The 16,971-nt window shown below is 65.6% G+C and carries 18 protein-coding genes; 16 read left to right on the top strand and 2 right to left on the bottom strand.

Going from position 1 to position 16,971, the window contains the following annotated elements:
• Positions 1-57 precede the first annotated feature (57 nt).
• The 3 genes from GV068_RS09235 to GV068_RS09225 all read left to right on the top strand — a co-directional run bounded on the left by GV068_RS09235 (position 58) and on the right by GV068_RS09225 (position 2,461).
• Entirely contained in the window at positions 58-981 is a 924-nt protein-coding gene (locus tag GV068_RS09235; protein WP_159697039.1) for a ZIP family metal transporter, read from the top strand.
• A gap of 65 nt (positions 982-1,046) precedes the next feature.
• Positions 1,047-1,643, top strand: coding sequence for a TetR/AcrR family transcriptional regulator (locus tag GV068_RS09230; RefSeq protein WP_159697038.1), 597 nt, complete (start codon positions 1,047-1,049; stop codon positions 1,641-1,643).
• A 116-nt stretch (positions 1,644-1,759) separates the two neighbouring features.
• Entirely contained in the window at positions 1,760-2,461 is a 702-nt protein-coding gene (locus GV068_RS09225) for an SDR family oxidoreductase (protein ID WP_159697037.1), read from the top strand.
• A gap of 73 nt (positions 2,462-2,534) precedes the next feature.
• Here GV068_RS09225 and GV068_RS09220 read toward each other — a convergent pair whose 3' ends face one another.
• On the bottom strand, positions 2,535-3,878 hold the full coding sequence (locus GV068_RS09220; protein WP_159697036.1) for an MFS transporter: 1,344 nt from the start codon (positions 3,876-3,878) through the stop codon (positions 2,535-2,537).
• Between the two features lie 180 nt (positions 3,879-4,058).
• Here GV068_RS09220 and cyoA point away from each other — a divergent pair, with 180 nt between their 5' ends.
• From cyoA to GV068_RS09175, 9 genes are read left to right on the top strand one after another with little or no spacing between them, the layout of a single operon-like run.
• The gene (cyoA, locus tag GV068_RS09215) at positions 4,059-5,111 is read left to right on the top strand and encodes a ubiquinol oxidase subunit II (RefSeq protein ID WP_159697035.1); all 1,053 of its coding nucleotides are present in this window, start codon (positions 4,059-4,061) and stop codon (positions 5,109-5,111) included.
• Positions 5,112-5,113: 2 nt separating this feature from the next.
• Entirely contained in the window at positions 5,114-7,117 is a 2,004-nt protein-coding gene (gene cyoB, locus GV068_RS09210; protein WP_159697034.1) for a cytochrome o ubiquinol oxidase subunit I, read from the top strand.
• Between the two features lie 7 nt (positions 7,118-7,124).
• Positions 7,125-7,760, top strand: a complete 636-nt coding sequence (cyoC, locus tag GV068_RS09205; RefSeq protein WP_373888410.1) for a cytochrome o ubiquinol oxidase subunit III — start codon at positions 7,125-7,127, stop codon at positions 7,758-7,760.
• A complete protein-coding gene (gene cyoD / locus GV068_RS09200) occupies positions 7,757-8,176 on the top strand; it encodes a cytochrome o ubiquinol oxidase subunit IV (RefSeq protein ID WP_159697032.1) in 420 nt (139 codons plus the stop codon). Before cyoC ends, cyoD begins: the two co-directional genes overlap by 4 nt.
• 12 nt (positions 8,177-8,188) lie before the next feature.
• Complete coding sequence (locus tag GV068_RS09195; protein WP_159697031.1) at positions 8,189-8,992, top strand: SURF1 family protein; 804 nt, start codon at positions 8,189-8,191, stop codon at positions 8,990-8,992.
• 14 nt (positions 8,993-9,006) lie between these two features.
• Positions 9,007-10,347, top strand: a complete 1,341-nt coding sequence (locus GV068_RS09190; protein WP_159697030.1) for an ATP-binding protein — start codon at positions 9,007-9,009, stop codon at positions 10,345-10,347.
• A complete protein-coding gene (locus GV068_RS09185; protein ID WP_159697029.1) occupies positions 10,344-10,886 on the top strand; it encodes a response regulator transcription factor in 543 nt (180 codons plus the stop codon). Before GV068_RS09190 ends, GV068_RS09185 begins: the two co-directional genes overlap by 4 nt.
• A 9-nt stretch (positions 10,887-10,895) precedes the next feature.
• Positions 10,896-11,279, top strand: coding sequence for a cytochrome c family protein (locus tag GV068_RS09180; protein ID WP_159697028.1), 384 nt, complete (start codon positions 10,896-10,898; stop codon positions 11,277-11,279).
• Between the two features lie 8 nt (positions 11,280-11,287).
• Complete coding sequence (locus GV068_RS09175) at positions 11,288-11,941, top strand: MOSC domain-containing protein (protein ID WP_159697027.1); 654 nt, start codon at positions 11,288-11,290, stop codon at positions 11,939-11,941.
• Between the two features lie 2 nt (positions 11,942-11,943).
• Here GV068_RS09175 and GV068_RS09170 read toward each other — a convergent pair whose 3' ends face one another.
• Positions 11,944-12,690 (bottom strand): ZIP family metal transporter, encoded by a 747-nt coding sequence (locus GV068_RS09170; protein ID WP_229463956.1) that lies wholly within the window; start codon positions 12,688-12,690, stop codon positions 11,944-11,946.
• 101 nt (positions 12,691-12,791) lie between these two features.
• Between GV068_RS09170 and GV068_RS09165 the strand changes: the two genes are divergently transcribed.
• The 4 genes from GV068_RS09165 (at position 12,792) to GV068_RS09150 (ending at position 16,966) form a co-directional block, all read left to right on the top strand.
• Positions 12,792-13,229 carry an acetyltransferase gene (locus GV068_RS09165; protein ID WP_159704808.1) on the top strand — a complete coding sequence of 146 codons (438 nt, stop codon included), beginning with the start codon at positions 12,792-12,794 and terminating at the stop codon, positions 13,227-13,229.
• 284 nt (positions 13,230-13,513) lie between these two features.
• Complete coding sequence (locus GV068_RS09160) at positions 13,514-14,578, top strand: hypothetical protein (protein ID WP_159697025.1); 1,065 nt, start codon at positions 13,514-13,516, stop codon at positions 14,576-14,578.
• Complete coding sequence (locus GV068_RS09155) at positions 14,571-15,794, top strand: cation:proton antiporter (RefSeq protein ID WP_159697024.1); 1,224 nt, start codon at positions 14,571-14,573, stop codon at positions 15,792-15,794. The genes GV068_RS09160 and GV068_RS09155 overlap by 8 nt, the downstream gene beginning before the upstream one ends.
• On the top strand, positions 15,791-16,966 hold the full coding sequence (locus GV068_RS09150) for a YbdK family carboxylate-amine ligase (RefSeq protein WP_229463954.1): 1,176 nt from the start codon (positions 15,791-15,793) through the stop codon (positions 16,964-16,966). Before GV068_RS09155 ends, GV068_RS09150 begins: the two co-directional genes overlap by 4 nt.
• The last annotated feature ends 5 nt before the right edge of the window (positions 16,967-16,971 follow it).

Raw genomic sequence — 16,971 nt, 5'->3', positions numbered from 1 at the left:
GCCAGCGCCGCGCGTCCCTGCATGTGCCGTGGCGCGCGGCCTTTCTCCGGGTATCGCATGAATTTTCGCATCGACAAAGCGCATGACAACCGGCTGCTGGCCCTGCGCACCCTGCTGCGCGCGCTGAGCGTACGCCGCGTGCTCGGTTTCGCCATCTGCAGCATCGGCTGTATCCTGCTGCTGGGCAGCCTGATCGAACAGGTCATGAGCGCCGATCCCAAAATGCACCGCGCGCTGCTGGGCGGCGCCACCGCCGCGGCCGCGACTGCGCTCGGCACCTTGCCGGTTTTGCTGGCACAGAATTTCTCGAAACGTACTTACGACTGCTTCCTCGGTTTCGGTGCCGGCGTGATGCTGGGCGCAACCGCGTTTTCGCTCGTGATTCCCGCTATCGCCGCGGCCAAGGCGGCCGGCTCGGGTAACTGGGAATCCAGCCTGATGGCCGGCGCCGGCATCATGGCGGGGGCGGGCGCCATCCTGCTGCTCAGCCGCGCCGTGCACGTGGACGGCATCCTGGCCGAGGGCGACGCCGGCATTTCGCTGCGCCGCGCCTGGCTGTTCGTGTGGGCCGTGGCCCTGCACAACCTGCCCGAAGGCCTGGCCATCGGCGTCGGCTATGCCGGCATCGACGTGGAAAAGGCGAATGCGCTGGCCACCGGTATCTCGATCCAGGACGTGCCCGAAGGCCTGGTGGTGGCGCTGGCGCTGCGCACGGTCGGTTATGGACGCTTGCTCTCGGTTGGGCTCGGGGTGGCGTCAGGCCTGATCGAACCGGTGGCCGCCGCGGCCGGGGTGGCCCTGATCGGCATCGCGGCGGGCATGCTGCCGTTTGCGCTGGCGGCGGCGGGCGGCGCCATGCTGTTTGTGATCGCCAACGACGTCATTCCCGAAATGCGCCAGAACGGCAACGGCACGACCGCCAGCATCACGCTGGTATTCGGCTTCATCCTGATGACGGTGCTGGATACGGCGCTTTCTTGAAAAGCCACTTGACACGCAAAATATGATGAGCGTAATATGACGTTCATCATATTTTGGTGCCCATCATGAGCACGTCCGCCAAATCCAGCAAGCGCGAGCAATCCCACCATCGTATCGTCGAGGCAGCCAGCCGCGCGGTGCGCCGCCATGGCTATGCCGGTGTCGGCGTCGCCGAGGTCATGAAAGAAGCCGGCCTGACGCATGGCGGCTTCTATGCCCACTTCGATTCGCGCGACGCGCTGCTGGTCGAGGCGATCGAGCATGCGGGCGCGATCAGTAGCGCCGTGCTGGACGAGCGCGTCGCGGCCCGCACGCACGAAACCGGGAATGCGCTTCAGGCGCTGATCGAACTTTATCTGTCGGACGAGCATCTGGCGCACCCGGAACACGGTTGCGTGGTCGGTGCGCTGGCCGGCGAAATGCCGCGCCAGGAAGAGAGCGTGCGTATCGCCTCGACCCAGCGCGTCGACCGCCTGGTGCGACGCGTGGCCTCGGCGTTGCCGGAGGGCGCCGATCCGGCTCAAGCCAGCGTCATTGCGGGCGCCCTGATCGGCAACTTGCAGTTGGCGCGTGTGCATGGCGACAATCCCGAGGGCAGGGCGCTGCTGGCGACGGCCCGCGCCAGCCTGATCTCCCTGTTCGCCGCACCATCTCGGAACTGATTCCCTTGCCGGCTTGCGCCGGTGTTTGTTCGACCGAAAATATGATGAGCATCATATGAAATCCATCATATTTTAAATATGGCGGAACCCCGCCTCACTCCTGAAAGGAAGCAGCCATGATCGTCCAGAATGCAACCGTACTCGTTACCGGCGCCAACCGCGGTCTCGGCGCGGAATTCGCCCGCCAAGCCCTGGCGCGCGGCGCCAAGAAGGTCTATGCCGCTGCCCGCGATCCGCGCACGGTCACGCTCGCGGGTGTGGTTCCCGTGCAGCTCGACGTCACGAATGCCGACGAGGCGGCCGCACTAGCCGCCGAGCTGGGCGATGTGGACCTGGTCATCAATAATGCCGGCATCGCCGACATGACGGAGCTGCTCAAGCCGGGCGCCGACGCAAGCCTGCGCCGCATGCTGGAAACCAATGTGTTCGGCATCTTGAACGTGTCGCGCGCATTCGCCCCGGTCCTGGCGCGCAATGGTGGAGGCGCCTTCCTGAACGTGCTGTCGGTCGCAAGCTGGGTCAGCGCTCCGATCCTGGCGGCGTATGCAGTGAGCAAATCGGCGGCATGGGGCCTGACGAACGGCTTGCGCAACGAGCTGGCCGGCCAGGGCACCCAGGTGCTGGCCCTGCACGTCGGCTTCATCGATACCGATCTCACCAAGGGCCTCGAGGTGCCGAAGCTGACGGTTGACACCGTGGTCGACAGCGGCTTCTCGGCCCTCGAGCAAGGGCTGACCGAAGTCGCCGTTGACGAGCTGACCAAGGCCGTCAAGCGCGGACTGTCTGCCGAGCCTGGGATCTACACGGCGCCGCGCTGAATCGCGCGAGCGACCCGCCCAAACCAAAACGGCCCCTGATGGGGCCGTTTTTTTTGAGGAGGCAAGCGCTGCGTCAGTCGCGGATCTCGAGCGCCCGGTTCAGGCTCAGCGCGGCCAGCGAGCCGACCGCGCCCGACAGCAGGTAGAGGCTGACGTAGCCGAGGCCGAAGTGCGCCGACAGGCCGAGGGCGACCAGCGGAGCGAAAGCTGCGCCGACCAGCCAGGCCAGGTCCGAGGTCAGGGCCGCGCCGGTGTAGCGGTACTGCTGCTTGAAGTTGGCGGTCACGGCGCCGGCAGCCTGGCCATAGGACAGGCCGAGCAGGGTGAAGCCCACCAGGATGAAGATGTTCTGGCCGGTTTCGCCGCCATCCATCAGGGTCGGCACGAAGCCCGAGAACAGGGCGATCAGCGCGGCCAGGGTGCCGAGCGTGGTGCGGCGGCCGACCTTGTCGGCGATGAAGCCGGAAGCCAGGATCGCCAGCACGGCCAGTACGGCGCCCCACATCTGGATGTGCAGGAACTCGTCCATCGGGCGGGTATCGTAGAGCTGGATCCAGGACAGCGGGAATACCGTCACCAGGTGGAACAGCGCGTAGCTGGCCAGCGCGGCCAGCGCGCCGATCGCGATGTTGCTGCCCTGCGATTTCACCAGTTCGCCGACCGGAGCCGGATCGAGTTCATGGGCGTCCAGCAGGCGCGAGTACTCGCTGGTCGAGACCAGGCGCAGACGCGCGAACAGGGCGACGATGTTGATCATGAAAGCGCAGAAGAACGGGAAGCGCCAGCCCCAGACCAGGAAGTCGTCCTGCGACAGGTTGGACACCAGGTAGGCGAACAGGCCGGCGGCGATCAGGAAGCCGATCGGGGCAGCCAGCTGGCCCAGCATGGCGTACCAGCCGCGCTTGTTTTCGGGAGCGCTCAGCGCGAGCAGCGAAGGCAGTCCATCCCAGGAGCCGCCCTGGGCCAGGCCCTGTCCAATGCGCATCAGCGACAGGATCACGATCGCCGTCATGCCGATGCGGTCATAGGTAGGCAGGAAGGAAATGACCACCGTTGACGTTCCCATCAGGAACAGCGCGATGGTCAGCTTGATTTCGCGGCTGAAACGTGTTTGCAGCCACATGAAAATCACGGTACCAATAGGCCGCGCGATGAAGGCGAACGAAAAAACGGTAAACGAGTACAGTGTCGCTTCGAGTCGATCTGCCCAGGGGAAGAATACCGCTGGAAAGACCAGGACCGATGCGATGGCATAGACGAAGAATTCGAAATACTCGGAAGCCCGCCCGATGATCACGCCGACAGCGATGTCGGCCGGATGGATTTCACCATCACGGGCGTTGATGTTACGAGCCCCACTGGCAGGGTGGGTGATGGGAGCGGCACCTGCGCCGCCGTACGTCGCGTTGCTTTGCATATCTTCGTCTCCTGAGGTCAGCTGGCCTCGACAGCCTGATTTCGCGCCCCTGTTTATCGTTGTTACGGCAATGCCGTAATTGCAATATAGCAAGGGTGGGACAAAGTGTCCAATGGTTGTCGAAGGCCGTTGGCATTACAGTAGCATGTTCTTATTCCCATGTAACGTTAGATACCTAGCATGATTCCTAAAATTGTCCGCCGCGGACTCCCATTACTCCCGCTCGCAGCGCTTGCCGGCTGCAACACGGTGGTGATGAACCCCACCGGCGATATTGCAAAGCAGCAGGCAGACCTGATCACGATTTCGGTCCTGCTCATGTTGATCATCATCGTGCCGGTGATGATCCTGACTGTCCTGTTCGCATGGCGCTACCGCAAGAGCAACACCAGCGCCAAATACGAACCCGACTGGGACCACTCGACCAAGCTCGAACTCCTGATCTGGGGCGCGCCGCTCCTGATCATCATCGTGCTGGGCCTGATCACCTGGGTCTCGACCCACAAGCTGGACCCGTACCGCCCACTCGACCGCATCGACGAGCACCGTCCGATCGCGGCGTCCACCAAGCCGCTCGAAGTGCAGGTCGTGGCGCTCGACTGGAAATGGCTGTTCATCTATCCGGAGCAGGGCATCGCTTCGGTGAACGAACTGGTCACCCCGGTGGACGTGCCGATCCGCTTCAAGATCACCTCGTCGACCGTGATGAACACCTTCTACATCCCGACGCTGGCCGGCATGATCTATGCGATGCCGGGCATGGAGACGACCCTGAACGCCGTGCTGAACAAGCCGGGCGACTACAAGGGCCTGTCGGCCAACTTCAGCGGCGAAGGCTTCTCGCACATGCACTTCGCCTACAAGGGCGTGAGCGCGGGCGACTTCGACGCCTGGGTCCAGAAGATGAAGGCCAGTCCGGAACAGCTGAACCGTGCCGGTTACCTGACCCTGGAAAAGCCGTCCGTGCGTGAGCCGGTGCGCTACTACGGCCAGGTGGAAACCGCCCTGTTCAACCGTGTCCTGAACCGTTGCGTGGCCGAAGGCAGCGTCTGCATGAACCAGCAGATGGCGGACGATCACAAGCGTAACCAGGTCGCTGCGGCCGCCAAGCGCCTGCCGAAGCAGGGCAGTGTGGCCCAGCTGGCGGAACTGGAAATCTGCGTGACGCCGGAAGCCGGTGGCCCCGCACTTGCCACCTCGGCTGGCACCAATAACAACCCTGTGAAGAAGTAACCATGCAAGACTCTCTCGACTTGACGAAGCTTATCTTCGGTCGGCTCAGCTGGGACGCGATTCCGTTCCACGAGCCGATCCTGCTAGCGACCTTCGCCGGCGTGCTGGTGGGTGGTGCGGCCCTGGTGGGCCTGATCTCCTACTTCCGCCTGTGGGGCGGCTTGTGGCGCGACTGGATCACCAGTATCGACCACAAGAAAATCGGTATCATGTACATGATCCTCGGCCTGGTGATGCTGCTGCGCGGCTTCGCCGACGCGCTGATGATGCGCGCCCAGCAGGCGTTCGCCTTCGGCTCCAACCACGGCTTCCTGCCGCCGGACCACTACGACCAGATCTTCACCGCCCACGGCGTGATCATGATCTTCTTCGTGGCGATGCCGCTGGTCACGGGCCTGATGAACTACGTCGTGCCGCTGCAGATCGGCGCGCGCGACGTCGCCTTCCCGTTCCTGAACAACTTCTCGTTCTGGATGACCACCATGGGCGCCGTGCTGGTCATGGCCTCGCTGTTCGTGGGTGAATTCGCACGCACCGGCTGGCTGGCCTATCCACCGCTGTCGGGCATCCTGGCAAGTCCGGGAGTCGGCGTCGACTATTACATATGGTCCTTGCAGATCGCGGGTGTCGGTACGCTGCTGTCCGGCGTGAACCTGATTGTCACCATCATCAAGATGCGCGCACCGGGCATGGGCCTGATGAAGATGCCTGTCTTCGTCTGGACCTCGCTGTGCACCAACATCCTGATCGTGATGTCCTTCCCGATCCTGACCGCCGTGCTGGCCATGCTGGGCATGGACCGCCTGTTCGACACCGCGTTCTTCACGAACGACCGTGGCGGCAACGCGATGATGTACGTGAACCTGATCTGGATCTGGGGTCACCCAGAGGTCTACATCCTGATCCTGCCGGCCTTCGGCATCTTCTCGGAAGTCGTCTCGACCTTCTGCAACAAGCGCCTGTTCGGCTACACCTCGATGGTGTACGCGACCTGCGTCATCATGGTGCTGTCCTACCTGGTGTGGCTGCACCACTTCTTCACCATGGGCAGCGGCGCGAGCGTCAACTCGTTCTTCGGCATCACGACGATGATCATCTCGATCCCGACGGGCGCGAAGATCTTCAACTGGCTGTTCACGATGTACCGCGGCCGTATCCGCTTCGAGCTGCCGATGATGTGGACGATCTCGTTCATGCTGACCTTCTCGATCGGCGGCATGACCGGCGTGATGCTGGCTATTCCCGCGGCCGACTTCGTGCTGCACAACTCGCTGTTCCTGATCGCGCACTTCCACAACGTGATCATCGGCGGCGTCGTGTTCGGCCTGTTCGCCGGCTTCAACTACTGGGCGCCGAAGATGTTCGGCGTGAAGCTCAACCAGTTCTGGGGCCACGTGTCGTTCTGGATGTGGTCGATCGGCTTCTGGTTCGCCTTCATCCCGCCGTACATCCTCGGCTTCATGGGCGTGACCCGTCGTACCAGCCACTTCAACGACCCGGAACTGCAGCCGCTGTTCCAGATCTCGCTGTTCGGCACCCTGATGATCGCCGCCGGTATCGGTGCGCTGCTGCTGCAGTGCTTCTTCACCTGGAAAGACCGCGCCAAGCTGCGCGACGTCACCGGCGACCCGTGGGATGGCCGTACCCTGGAGTGGTCGACCTCGTCGCCGCCGCCGGACTACAACTTCGCGTTCACCCCGGTCGTGCATGACAACGACACCTTCGCCGACATGAAGAAGAACGGTTACCAACGTCCGCTGAAGGACTTCGTCGCCATCCACATGCCCAAGAACACCTGGGCCGGCTTCGTCATCTCGGCACTGTCGGCAGTGGTCGGCTTCGGCGTCATCTGGCACATGTGGCTGCTGGTCGCCGCTGGCTTCATCGCCATGATGGCCGCGATCATCGTCCACACCTTTAACTACAAGCGCGATTTCTACATTTCGGCGGAAGAAGTGACCCGTTCGGAAGAAGCGCACACCCGCCTGTTGAAGAGCCATGTCTGAAACGAATATGTCAACTAACGCAATCATTCCCGGCGGCTTGACCGCCGACGAGGTGACCGCGCGCTACCTGGTGCGCGAACACCATCCGGAGCACGGCACGCTGCTGGGCTTCTGGATCTACCTGATGAGCGACTGCCTCATCTTCGCGTCCCTGTTCGCCACCTATGCGGTGCTGGGCCGTAACTACGCCGGCGGTCCGTCCGGCGCCGAGCTGTTCGACCTGTCGCTGATCGCCATTAACACCGGCTTCCTGCTGCTGTCGTCGATCACCTTTGGCTTCGCGATGATCTCGGCGCAGGCCAAGAACGTCGGCAAGACCGTGCTGTGGATGGGCGTCACGGGCCTGCTGGGCCTGGCGTTCCTGTCGCTCGAACTGTACGAGTTCCACCACCTGATCCACGAAGGCGCCGGTCCGTCGCGCAGCGGCTTCCTGACCGCGTTCTTCTCGCTGGTCGGCACCCACGGCCTGCACGTGCTGTTCGGCTTCATCTGGCTGGTGACCCTGATGGTCCAGCTGACCAAGCACGGCCTGACGACGGAAAACTTCCGCCGCCTGCAGTGCCTGTCGCTGTTCTGGCACTTCCTGGACGTGGTCTGGATCTTCGTGTTTACCTTTGTCTACCTGATGGGAGTGCTGCCATGAGCGACAACCACCACAACCACGCGCATGATCACCACGGCGACCACGGCCACCACGGTCACGACACCTATGTGACGCACTACAGCGCCAAGGACTACGCGATCGGCTTCGTGCTGTCGCTGATCCTGACCGCGATCCCGTTCTGGCTGGTGATGGGCAACGTGCTGCCGCCGGATACGACCCGCTATGTCATTCTCGGCTTCGCAGCCGTACAGGTGGTCGTGCAGATGATGTACTTCCTGCACCTGAACTCGAAATCCGAGAACGGCTGGAACATGATGGCGACGCTCCTCACCATCGTCCTGCTGGTGATCGTGTTGTCCGGCTCGATCTGGGTCATGACGCACATGAACGCCAACATGATGCCGGCCATGGGTGGCGCAAGCGACACCACCCACGGCATGCACGACATGCAGTAAATGCCGCAGTAAATGCAAGATCAGCGCGACCAGCACGCAGGACCCGTCGCCCATCCCCCGCGAAGCGCTTTGGCGCGGCGGGTCGTGGCGGTGGTGGCCCTGCTGCTGGTTGCATTGTTCCTGGGTCTGGGAACCTGGCAGGTGCTGCGCCTGCAGTGGAAGCTGGACCTGATCGCACGCGTCGACGCACGCGTGCATGCAAATCCCGTCGCGCTGCCTCCAGCTGCGCGCTGGGCGCAAGTCTCCAAAGAATCCGACGAATACCGGCGTGTACGCCTTGCCGGGCACTACCTCTACGCATTCACCACTCCTGTGCAAGCCGTGTCCGAGCTTGGCGCGGGATTCTGGCTGCTCACGCCGCTCTGCACGGCCGAGGGCCATATTGTCTTCATCAATCGCGGTTTTATTCCGGCCGCCGAGAACAAACCTGGGCGCTATCCGGTCCGCCGCGCCGGCCCGAGCCCGTGTGCAGGGGAGGGCGAGCGTGTCGACGTGGTCGGCCTGCTGCGCATCAGCGAGCCGAAAGGCGGCTTCCTGCGCAATAACGACCCCGTGGCCAACCGCTGGTTCTCGCGCGACATCGCGGCCATGGCCGCCGCACGCGCACTGCCGAACGTCGCACCGTTCTTTATCGACGCCGGCAAAGGGCAGGACCCGGCCGGCGCCCCCGAGCGCGCCGTCGGCGGCCTGACCGTCATCTCCTTCCAGAACAATCATCTGGTCTATGCCCTGACCTGGTACGCGCTCGCCCTGATGGTCGGCGCCGCCTGGTGGTGGGTCAGCCGTCATGGCGGTACAATCCGCGACGACGACTGACAACATCCACCCGCATGATCCAGAACCCACTCGATTTCTTCGCCAAGGCAGGGCGCAGCTCGCCGCAGGCGGCGGCGGCCAACGTCGAATTCGCCGCCGGCCACAAGAACATGCTGCAGCTGATCGAGCTGCGCTGGATCGCCGTGATCGGCCAGATCACGACCATCGCCTCGGCCATCCTGGTCTTCGGCATCGAGCTGCCGCTGGTGCACATGCTGCAGGTGCTGGCCTGCCTGATCGCCTTCAACGTCGCCAGCCACCTGCGCTGGCACGAACGCCGTCCGGTCTCGAACGGCGAGATGTTCATGGCCCTGCTGGTGGACGTGGCCAGCCTGACCGTACTGCTCTACCTCTCCGGCGGCATCACCAATCCCTTCGCCTTCCTTTACCTGCTGCAGGTGATCCTGTCGGCGGTGCTGCTGGAAGTGCTGTGGACCTGGTCCATCGTCCTGATCACCATCGCCTGCATGGCCGGCCTGGCGATGTACGCCCAGCCGCTGGCCTTGCCCTTCGACCACGCACGCGGCATCTCGAGCCTCTACATCCAGGGCCTGCTGGTCTGCTTCGCCCTGAACGCGGCGCTGCTGGTGATGTTCATCTCGCGTATCTCGGACACCTTGCGCCAGAAGGCCGCACAGCTCGCGTCCCTGCGCCAGCATGCCGTCGAGGAGGAGCATATCGTGCGCATGGGCCTGCTGGCCTCGGGCGCGGCCCACGAGCTGGGCACACCGCTGGCCACCGTCTCGGTGATCCTGGGCGACTGGAAGCGCATGCCCCAGTTCCGCGACGATCCCGACTTGCTGGAAGAGATCACCGAGATGCAGACCCAGCTCCAGCGCTGCAAGACCATCGTCAGCGGCATCCTGCTGTCGGCCGGCGAGGCGCGCGGCGAATCGGCGGTGCGCACTACCGTGCTCGCTTTTCTGGACGGCCTGGTCAAGGGCTGGCGCGCGAGCCGCCAGGTGGCTGCGTTCCAGTACAATAACCGTATCACGGACGACCTGCCGGTTGCCTTCGATTCGGCACTCAAGCAGACCATCGACAATCTGCTCGACAATGCGCTCGAGGCCTCGCCCGACTGGGTCGGCCTCGACGCCTGGATCGAGGACGGCACCCTGTATGTGGCCGTGAGCGACCGCGGTCCCGGTTTTGCCCCGTCCATGCTGGGCCAGATCGGCAAGCCTTACCAGTCGACCAAGACCAAGCCGGGTCACGGCCTGGGCCTGTTCCTGGCCGTGAACGTGGTCCGCAAGCTGGGCGGGGCGGTCACCGCGGTGAACCGGCAGGAAGGCGGCGCGCAGGTGAGCCTGAGCCTGCCGCTGTCGAGCATCGAACTGGAAGAGGGAACGCATTGACGGAAAACACTGAGCGTCTGCTGCTCATCATCGAGGACGACGAGGCGTTCGCGCGTACCCTGAGCCGCTCCTTCGAGCGCCGCGGCTACCGCGTGCTGGTGGCAAACGGCCAGGACGAAGCGGCCGCGCTGCTGGCCGGGCATTCGCCGGGCTACGCCGTGGTCGATCTCAAGCTCAAGGGGAATTCGTCGGGCCTGGCCTGCGTGCAGCTGCTGCACGAGCATGACCCGGACATGCTGATCGTCGTGCTGACCGGCTTCGCCAGCATCGCCACGGCGGTGGAGGCGATCAAGCTGGGCGCCGTGCAGTACCTCGCCAAGCCCTCGAACACGGACGACATCGAGGCCGCCTTCGGCCACGTGGCCGGGAATACCGAGGTCGAGGTCACCAACCGTTCCACCTCGATCAAGACCCTCGAATGGGAGCGCATCCATGCGGTGCTGGCCGAAACCGACTTCAACATCTCGGAAGCGGCGCGCCGCCTCGGGCTGCACCGGCGCACGCTCGCCCGCAAGCTCGAGAAGCAGCGGGTGAAGTAGGGGAGCAGCATGCGCCTGCTCCCACTCGGTATGCTCTTCCTGGCCTGCGCCGCGCAGGCCGCCGATCCCTTGGCAAGCGGCCGCCAGGCATTCAAGCGCTGCGCCAACTGCCACCAGGTCGGCCCCAACGCGCATAGCAATTTCGGCCCGCAGCTCAACGGCATCGTCGGCCGCCGCGCCGGCACGGTGCCGGACTTTGCCTATTCACCCGCCATGAAAAAGGCCGGCTTCATCTGGGATGAGAAACGGCTCGCAGCCTTTATCCACGATCCTGACGAAGTCGTTCCCGGCACCCGGATGCGCTTCTGGGGCCTCATGAGCGACCGCCAGGTGCGCGAACTGGTGGCTTACCTGCGTTCCTTCCCGGCGCCGGCTGCGCCCGCCAGGCGCTGAGACGGCCGATGAATCGCGTCGTCGCACTCGCGCTGCGCCCGCCGGGTTCAAACGCGCCGGCCCCGCAGGATTCGGTGCAAGCGCTTGCCGGGCAAGGCCTGGCGGGAGATCGCCACCTGGATGCGCACTCGCCGCGCCAGATCCTGATTGCCGGCGCCGCTGCCTATGAGGATCTGGCCCTGCCGCCGTTGGCGTTGCGCGAGAACCTGCTGCTGGACCTCGACACCCGTGCACTCGCGTCCGGCACGCTGCTGCGTGTCGGCGAGCAGGCCGTCCTGCGCCTGTGCTTCCAGTGCGAGGCCTGCGGATCGCTCGATCGCGAGCGGCCCGGACTGGCGCGCGCCATCGATGGCCGGCGCGGCATGCTGGCCCGGGTGGTGGCGGGCGGCGAGATCCGCGCCGGCGACCGTGTCGAAGTGCTCGATGCACGCATGCCCGCGCTGGCGGAAGACTGGCGCGAGCGGGTCGTGCAGGTGCTCGATGCGCTGCCCGCGGGCATGGTGGTGGAGTACGCCGCACTGGCGCGCTTCGCCGGCGTCCAGTCGGTGTATTGCCGCGCCTTCCCGCGCCTGCTGGCAAGCCGGGGCGTGTCGGACAAGGCGGTGACGGCGCGTTCGGGCTCGACCGCACCGCGCTGGGACGGCAGCGGCCTGTACGACTGAACTCAGGCGCCCAGTTTGCTTAGCGCGTAGGCGGCCAGGAAGCCGGTCACGGTGATCAGGCCGGCGAAATCGTGGGTTTCCTCGAAGGCTTCGGGAATCATCGTATCGACCAGCATCGCGAGCACGGCGCCGGCGGCGACCGCCGTGGTGGCAGCGACGACCTGCGGCGGGAAATGCCGGAACACCGAGTAGCCAAGCAGGGCTGCGACGCCGGAAGCGAGAGTGATGCCGCCCCAGATGCCGAAGATGTAGCGCGAGGAGCGTCCCGCCGCCTTCATGCCGGCTGCGCTCGACAGGCCTTCGGGAATATTCGACAAGAAGATTGCGGCGACGGCCACCATGCTGACGCCTTGCCCGCCGAGCATCGACAGGCCGATGACGATCGATTCCGGGATGCCGTCGAGCAGGGCGCCGATGGCGATCGCCATGCCGCTGCCGCCGTTCTCCTTGGCCGAGGGCTGCTTGCCCGAACGCTTGCGGTGGCGCGCGCCGCGGTGCGATAGCCACCAGTTGGCGGCCGTGTAGACGGCGGCCCCGCCCAGGAATCCGGTCGCGGTCGAGGCGAAGCCACCGGTGTGGAAGGCGTGCTCCATCAGTTCGAAGGAGAGGGCGGAGATCAGGACGCCGCTGCCGAAGGCCATCACGGCCGCAATCAGGCGTTGGGGTACCTTGAGGTGGTAGCCGGCCGCCGCACCCAGCAGCAGTGCGCCGCCCGCCACCAAGCCCCAGAAGCCTGCCTGCAGCCACAACGGTATTCCTCCCATGCGCAGTTCCCCTTTCTCTCGCGTTTATCATAGGGCCGAAAGCCGTTCCATGAGGCACAATTGCGGTTTTGAAAAGCCACATGAGTATGGGAACGATCCGCCTCTCGACCCCCGAGGACAGCGCCACGCTGGCCGCGATCTGGCGCGCCAGCGTGCGCGCCACCCACGACTTCCTCTCCGACGAAGACTACCGAAGCATCGATACCCTGGTCTCCGAGCACTACCTGCCCGCCACCCGGGTCTGGGTCGCGCTGGACGATCAAGGCGCGCCGCGCGGCTTCATGGGCCTCACTGGGGCTCACATCGACTCGCTGTTCATCGACCCGGCCAGCCGCGGCCTGGGCATTGGCAGGCGCCTGCTAACCCACGCGGCAGCGCTGCAGGGTAAGCTGACGGTCGACGTCAACGAGCAGAATGCACAGGCGATCGGCTTCTACGCGCACATGGGTTTCACGGTCACAGGCCGCTCGCCGCTGGACGATGCGGGGCGCCCTTACCCGCTGCTGCACATGCGCCAGGAGTAAATCTTCCGGTCCGTCCAGCTACCTGCCAGCAATACATTTGGACAAATTGGGTTGCCTTCCGCATATTTTTAGGCCATCATAGCCCCGTGGTGGTGCCCTCAACAGTCCGGCACCCGATCAGCGATGAAGCGGTTGAGTCCGTTTCTTTAGGTCCCCCGCACCATGCCGGGGGACATTTTTTCGGTGCCGCGGCCCTGCTTGCCGCGGCTGGCGCCCACGCGGCGCCTGCCGGCCCACCGCCAGGCCGAAGCCCCGCTTCACCTGCGCGCCCCACCGGAGGAAACTTGAACCCACAGTTCCCACCGACGACCGCAGTATCCCGGATCGTCATTCCCATTCTTGCAGGCGCGCTCGCCCTGTGCGCGGCCGCGGCCCAGGCTGCCGGCAAGCCTGCCAGACCCGCGCTCCCGGCGTCGGCCGACTTCGAGCGCCTGAGCGGCGCGCGCGCGGGCGACTGCAGCAGCGCCGCCGATCCGGTGCTGGGCGCCATGGGCGCGCCGACGCTGCGCCAATGCGCCTGGAGCCAGCGCGTCGAGATGCTGTACTGGCAGGACATCCCGGACGCACCAAATACATGCCTGCCGAGCGCCGCCATTGCCTGGCACCGCCTCGGGCTGGGTGCGCGCGCCGTGCTGCGGCCCTGGTCCGGCAGCTGGACCGGGCAGTCGCTGCAGGTCCAGTACAACGGCGTCGAACACGCCGGGATGGTCTGGCGCCAGCCGGACGGCCGCTGGTCGGCCGTGCTGTGGCGCTGGCGCCCATCCGACCGGCTGCCGACCCGCAACTGGCAGCTCGGACACTGGAAGGACGTGATCGAGGCCGTGCGCACCGTGGATGCGGCGAATCCGGCGCCTGCGCGCACGCCGCTGATGACGGCCTGGCTCGACACGACCAACGGCAAGCCGCGCGCGCTGGATGGTGACGTTTGGCGCTGGGTGGCCGATGGCGCCTGCCTGGGCATGCGCAGCGCCGGCCTCGGCCAGGCCCAGCTGCACCTGCCATATTCGCGCGACGACGCGCGCCTCGAACAGCGCAGCGCGATGCAGGTACTGCTGGCGCGCCGCTTCCCGCAAGCCGAGTGGCTGCGTCCCTTCACGCTGGTGGAACCCGCGATTTCGGGCGACCGCACCGGCGCCAAGTTCCTCGCCGTCTGGCGCGAAGGGGCGGCGGTCAACGGCCAGCTGTGGATTCCGCTGCGCGACGAAGGCGGCATCGTGCGCGGCCGCATTACGAGCGAGCTGCCGCCGGAGGCAGGCCCGCGCGCCCAGGACAACGCGAAAGCGCGTGCGGCCCTGATCGAGCGCGAGCTGGGCCGGATCGCCCATGCATGGGAGGCGCGCCATGAATGACGAACTGAGTACGCCCCTGTGGCTGCTGTCGCCGCTCGCGGTGCTGGGCGCCGGCCTGATGCTGGCCCTGGTGCTCGGCATGCTGCTGCAGCGCTTCAAGGTGCCCAAGCTGTACGGCGCCGTGATCGCAGGACTGCTGCTGGGCGCCACCGGCGGCAACCTGATCGACCGTCCGCTGCTGGCCCAGTTCCAGGAACTGCTGAACGCCGCCTCGGCGCTGGTGCTGTTCGAGGTCGGCCGCAAGATGGACCTGGCCTGGCTGCTGCGCAGCGGGCGCCAGGGCGGCAGCCTCCTGCTGGCCACGCTGGCGCGCCTGGTGGCGGTCGCCGTGACGCTGCGCCTGCTTGGCCTGCCCTGGGGCGCCGCCATCTTCATCGCCTCGATCCTGATCGCGGTGAACCCGGTGATCGTCAATTCCATGGCGGCCGACGAAAATGCGAGCGGCACCAGCACCTTTGCCACCGCCAACATGGTCGGGCTGAGCAGCCTGGTCGCCTTGCTGGTGCTGGCCGTGACCATGGCCTGGACCCGCAGCCACGGCCTCGACGCCGGCGGCAGCTTCGGCGATGAACTGCTACGCCAGGGCGGCAAGCTGGTGCTGGGCGCGGCGATCGCGCTGCTCTCCTATGGCCTGTATGCCGCGGCCACCCGGCTGTGCAAGGTGCCGGCCACCATGCGTCCCGGCATGCTGCTGGCGGCGCTCCTGATCGACCTGGGCCTGTGCTCGGTGTCGGCCTCGAGTTCGCTGCTGTCGCTGCTGCTGATGGGTCTGCTGCTGCGCAACGCCGAGCGGCGCGATAACGTGTTCCAGGCCCAGCTGGCAACTGCCCAGGACATCGGCTACGTGCTGCTGTTCCTGATGTCGGCCGCACTGGTCGACCTGCAGCAGCTCGTCAGGGGATGGACCCTGCTGGCCGCGCTGGCCGTGTTCGCGGTGCGCATCCTCGCCACCCGCGCCGCCCTGATGCCTGCCACGGCCTGGGACCGCAACAAGAAGCATGCGATGGCGCTCACCATGTGCTCGCTGGTCAGCTACGGCGGATTGGTGGTCGACACCACGCTCAATGCCTATACCGGCCTGGACCAGGTGTCCACCGAGCTGATGGGCGCGCTGCTGGCCCTGAACGTACTGCTGGCGCCCGGCCTGACCTGGCTCGGGCTGCGCATGGCCGGCGAAACCTATCAACGTGTGAATCCGGAAGGAGGGCGGGAATGAGCGCCATGAGTAAAGAAGAAGCCCAGGCCCAGGCGGTGTCGGGCAAGGGCCCGGCCTTCCTGCCGGACTTCAGCGCCTCGACCGTGGGCACCATCGGCATCGAGCTGGAGCTGATGGTGCTCGACCGGCTGACCTACGACCTGTTCCCGGCCGCGCCCGATATCCTGCGCGTGCTCGACAAGCACGACAAGCCCTGGGTCCACACCCCGGAGATCACCACCTCGATGCTGGAAGTGGCGACCTCGATCCTGAATTCCTATGGCGAGGCGCGCGAGCAGCTCGAGCACATCCGCTCGACCGTCCAGCGCGCCGCATTTGAAGTTGGCGCTTCGGTCTCGGGCGGTGGGGCCCACCCGTTCCAGCGCTGGAACGAACAGCGCATCTATCCCAAGGAACGCTACTTCGAGTCCGAGCGCAAGTACGGCTACCTGGCCAAGCTGTTCACCGTGTTCGGCATGCACGTGCACATCGGCGCCGGCAGCGCCGACGAGGCGGTGCGCCTGTGCGCCTGGCTGACCCAGCGCGCGCCGCTGTTCATCGCGCTGTCGAGCAATTCGCCCTGCTGGCAGGGCGAGGTGTCGGGCTTCTGCAGTTCGCGCAGCAACGTGGTCGGCGCCTTCCCGATGAGCGGAATCCAGCCATCGGAATTCCGCAGCTGGCAGGATTTCCGCGACTATTTCGACCGCCTGGCCGGTTTCGGGATCGTCAACAGCATCAAGGATTTCTACTGGGACGTGCGGCCCAAGCCCGAGTACGGCACGATCGAGCTGCGCGTGCTGGATACGCCGCTCAAACCCGTGTACGCCGCCGCGCTCGCCTCCTATGCGCGCGAGCTGTGCCTCGAGTTCGCGGACCAGCCGGGCGCCTGGCCGTCCAATGGCAGCCGCGAGCTGTACACCTGGAACCGCTTCAACGCGGCGCGCGACGGGGTCGAGGCCAGCTGGATCGATCCCGAGACCGGGACGGCGGCGCCGGTGGCGGAGGTGATCCGGGCCGACCTGGAGCGCCTGGGACGGCGCTCGACCGACCCTGGTTTCGCCGAAGCGAAAGCGGTAATCGAAGACCTGATGACGGACGGCGGCCAGGCCGGCCTCCTGCGCCGCCACCTGGCGGCGGGCGGCGGCATGAACGATCTGGCGCGCTTCGCCAGCGAGATCTTCGAAAGCCCTTGAGCCAG

The sequence above is a fragment of the Massilia sp. 9I genome (assembly GCF_902506415.1).
In the GTDB taxonomy this organism is placed as follows: Bacteria; Pseudomonadota; Gammaproteobacteria; order Burkholderiales; family Burkholderiaceae_D; genus Telluria.
This window is presented reverse-complemented; position numbering and strand designations above follow the sequence as displayed.

Bases quoted from the DNA above. Each gene is read 5' to 3' on its own strand.
- cyoC (WP_373888410.1), top strand. From the start codon at position 7,125: ATGTCAACTAACGCAATCATTCCCGGCGGCTTGACCGCCGACGAGGTG.
- GV068_RS09165 (WP_159704808.1), top strand. From the start codon at position 12,792: ATGGGAACGATCCGCCTCTCGACCCCCGAGGACAGCGCCACGCTGGCC.
- GV068_RS09190 (WP_159697030.1), top strand. From the start codon at position 9,007: ATGATCCAGAACCCACTCGATTTCTTCGCCAAGGCAGGGCGCAGCTCG.
- GV068_RS09155 (WP_159697024.1), top strand. From the start codon at position 14,571: ATGAATGACGAACTGAGTACGCCCCTGTGGCTGCTGTCGCCGCTCGCG.
- GV068_RS09225 (WP_159697037.1), top strand. From the start codon at position 1,760: ATGATCGTCCAGAATGCAACCGTACTCGTTACCGGCGCCAACCGCGGT.
- cyoA (WP_159697035.1), top strand. From the start codon at position 4,059: ATGATTCCTAAAATTGTCCGCCGCGGACTCCCATTACTCCCGCTCGCA.
- GV068_RS09235 (WP_159697039.1), top strand. From the start codon at position 58: ATGAATTTTCGCATCGACAAAGCGCATGACAACCGGCTGCTGGCCCTG.
- GV068_RS09180 (WP_159697028.1), top strand. From the start codon at position 10,896: ATGCGCCTGCTCCCACTCGGTATGCTCTTCCTGGCCTGCGCCGCGCAG.
- GV068_RS09195 (WP_159697031.1), top strand. From the start codon at position 8,189: ATGCAAGATCAGCGCGACCAGCACGCAGGACCCGTCGCCCATCCCCCG.
- cyoB (WP_159697034.1), top strand. From the start codon at position 5,114: ATGCAAGACTCTCTCGACTTGACGAAGCTTATCTTCGGTCGGCTCAGC.
- GV068_RS09230 (WP_159697038.1), top strand. From the start codon at position 1,047: ATGAGCACGTCCGCCAAATCCAGCAAGCGCGAGCAATCCCACCATCGT.
- GV068_RS09150 (WP_229463954.1), top strand. From the start codon at position 15,791: ATGAGCGCCATGAGTAAAGAAGAAGCCCAGGCCCAGGCGGTGTCGGGC.
- cyoD (WP_159697032.1), top strand. From the start codon at position 7,757: ATGAGCGACAACCACCACAACCACGCGCATGATCACCACGGCGACCAC.
- GV068_RS09175 (WP_159697027.1), top strand. From the start codon at position 11,288: ATGAATCGCGTCGTCGCACTCGCGCTGCGCCCGCCGGGTTCAAACGCG.
- GV068_RS09220 (WP_159697036.1), bottom strand. From the start codon at position 3,878: ATGCAAAGCAACGCGACGTACGGCGGCGCAGGTGCCGCTCCCATCACC.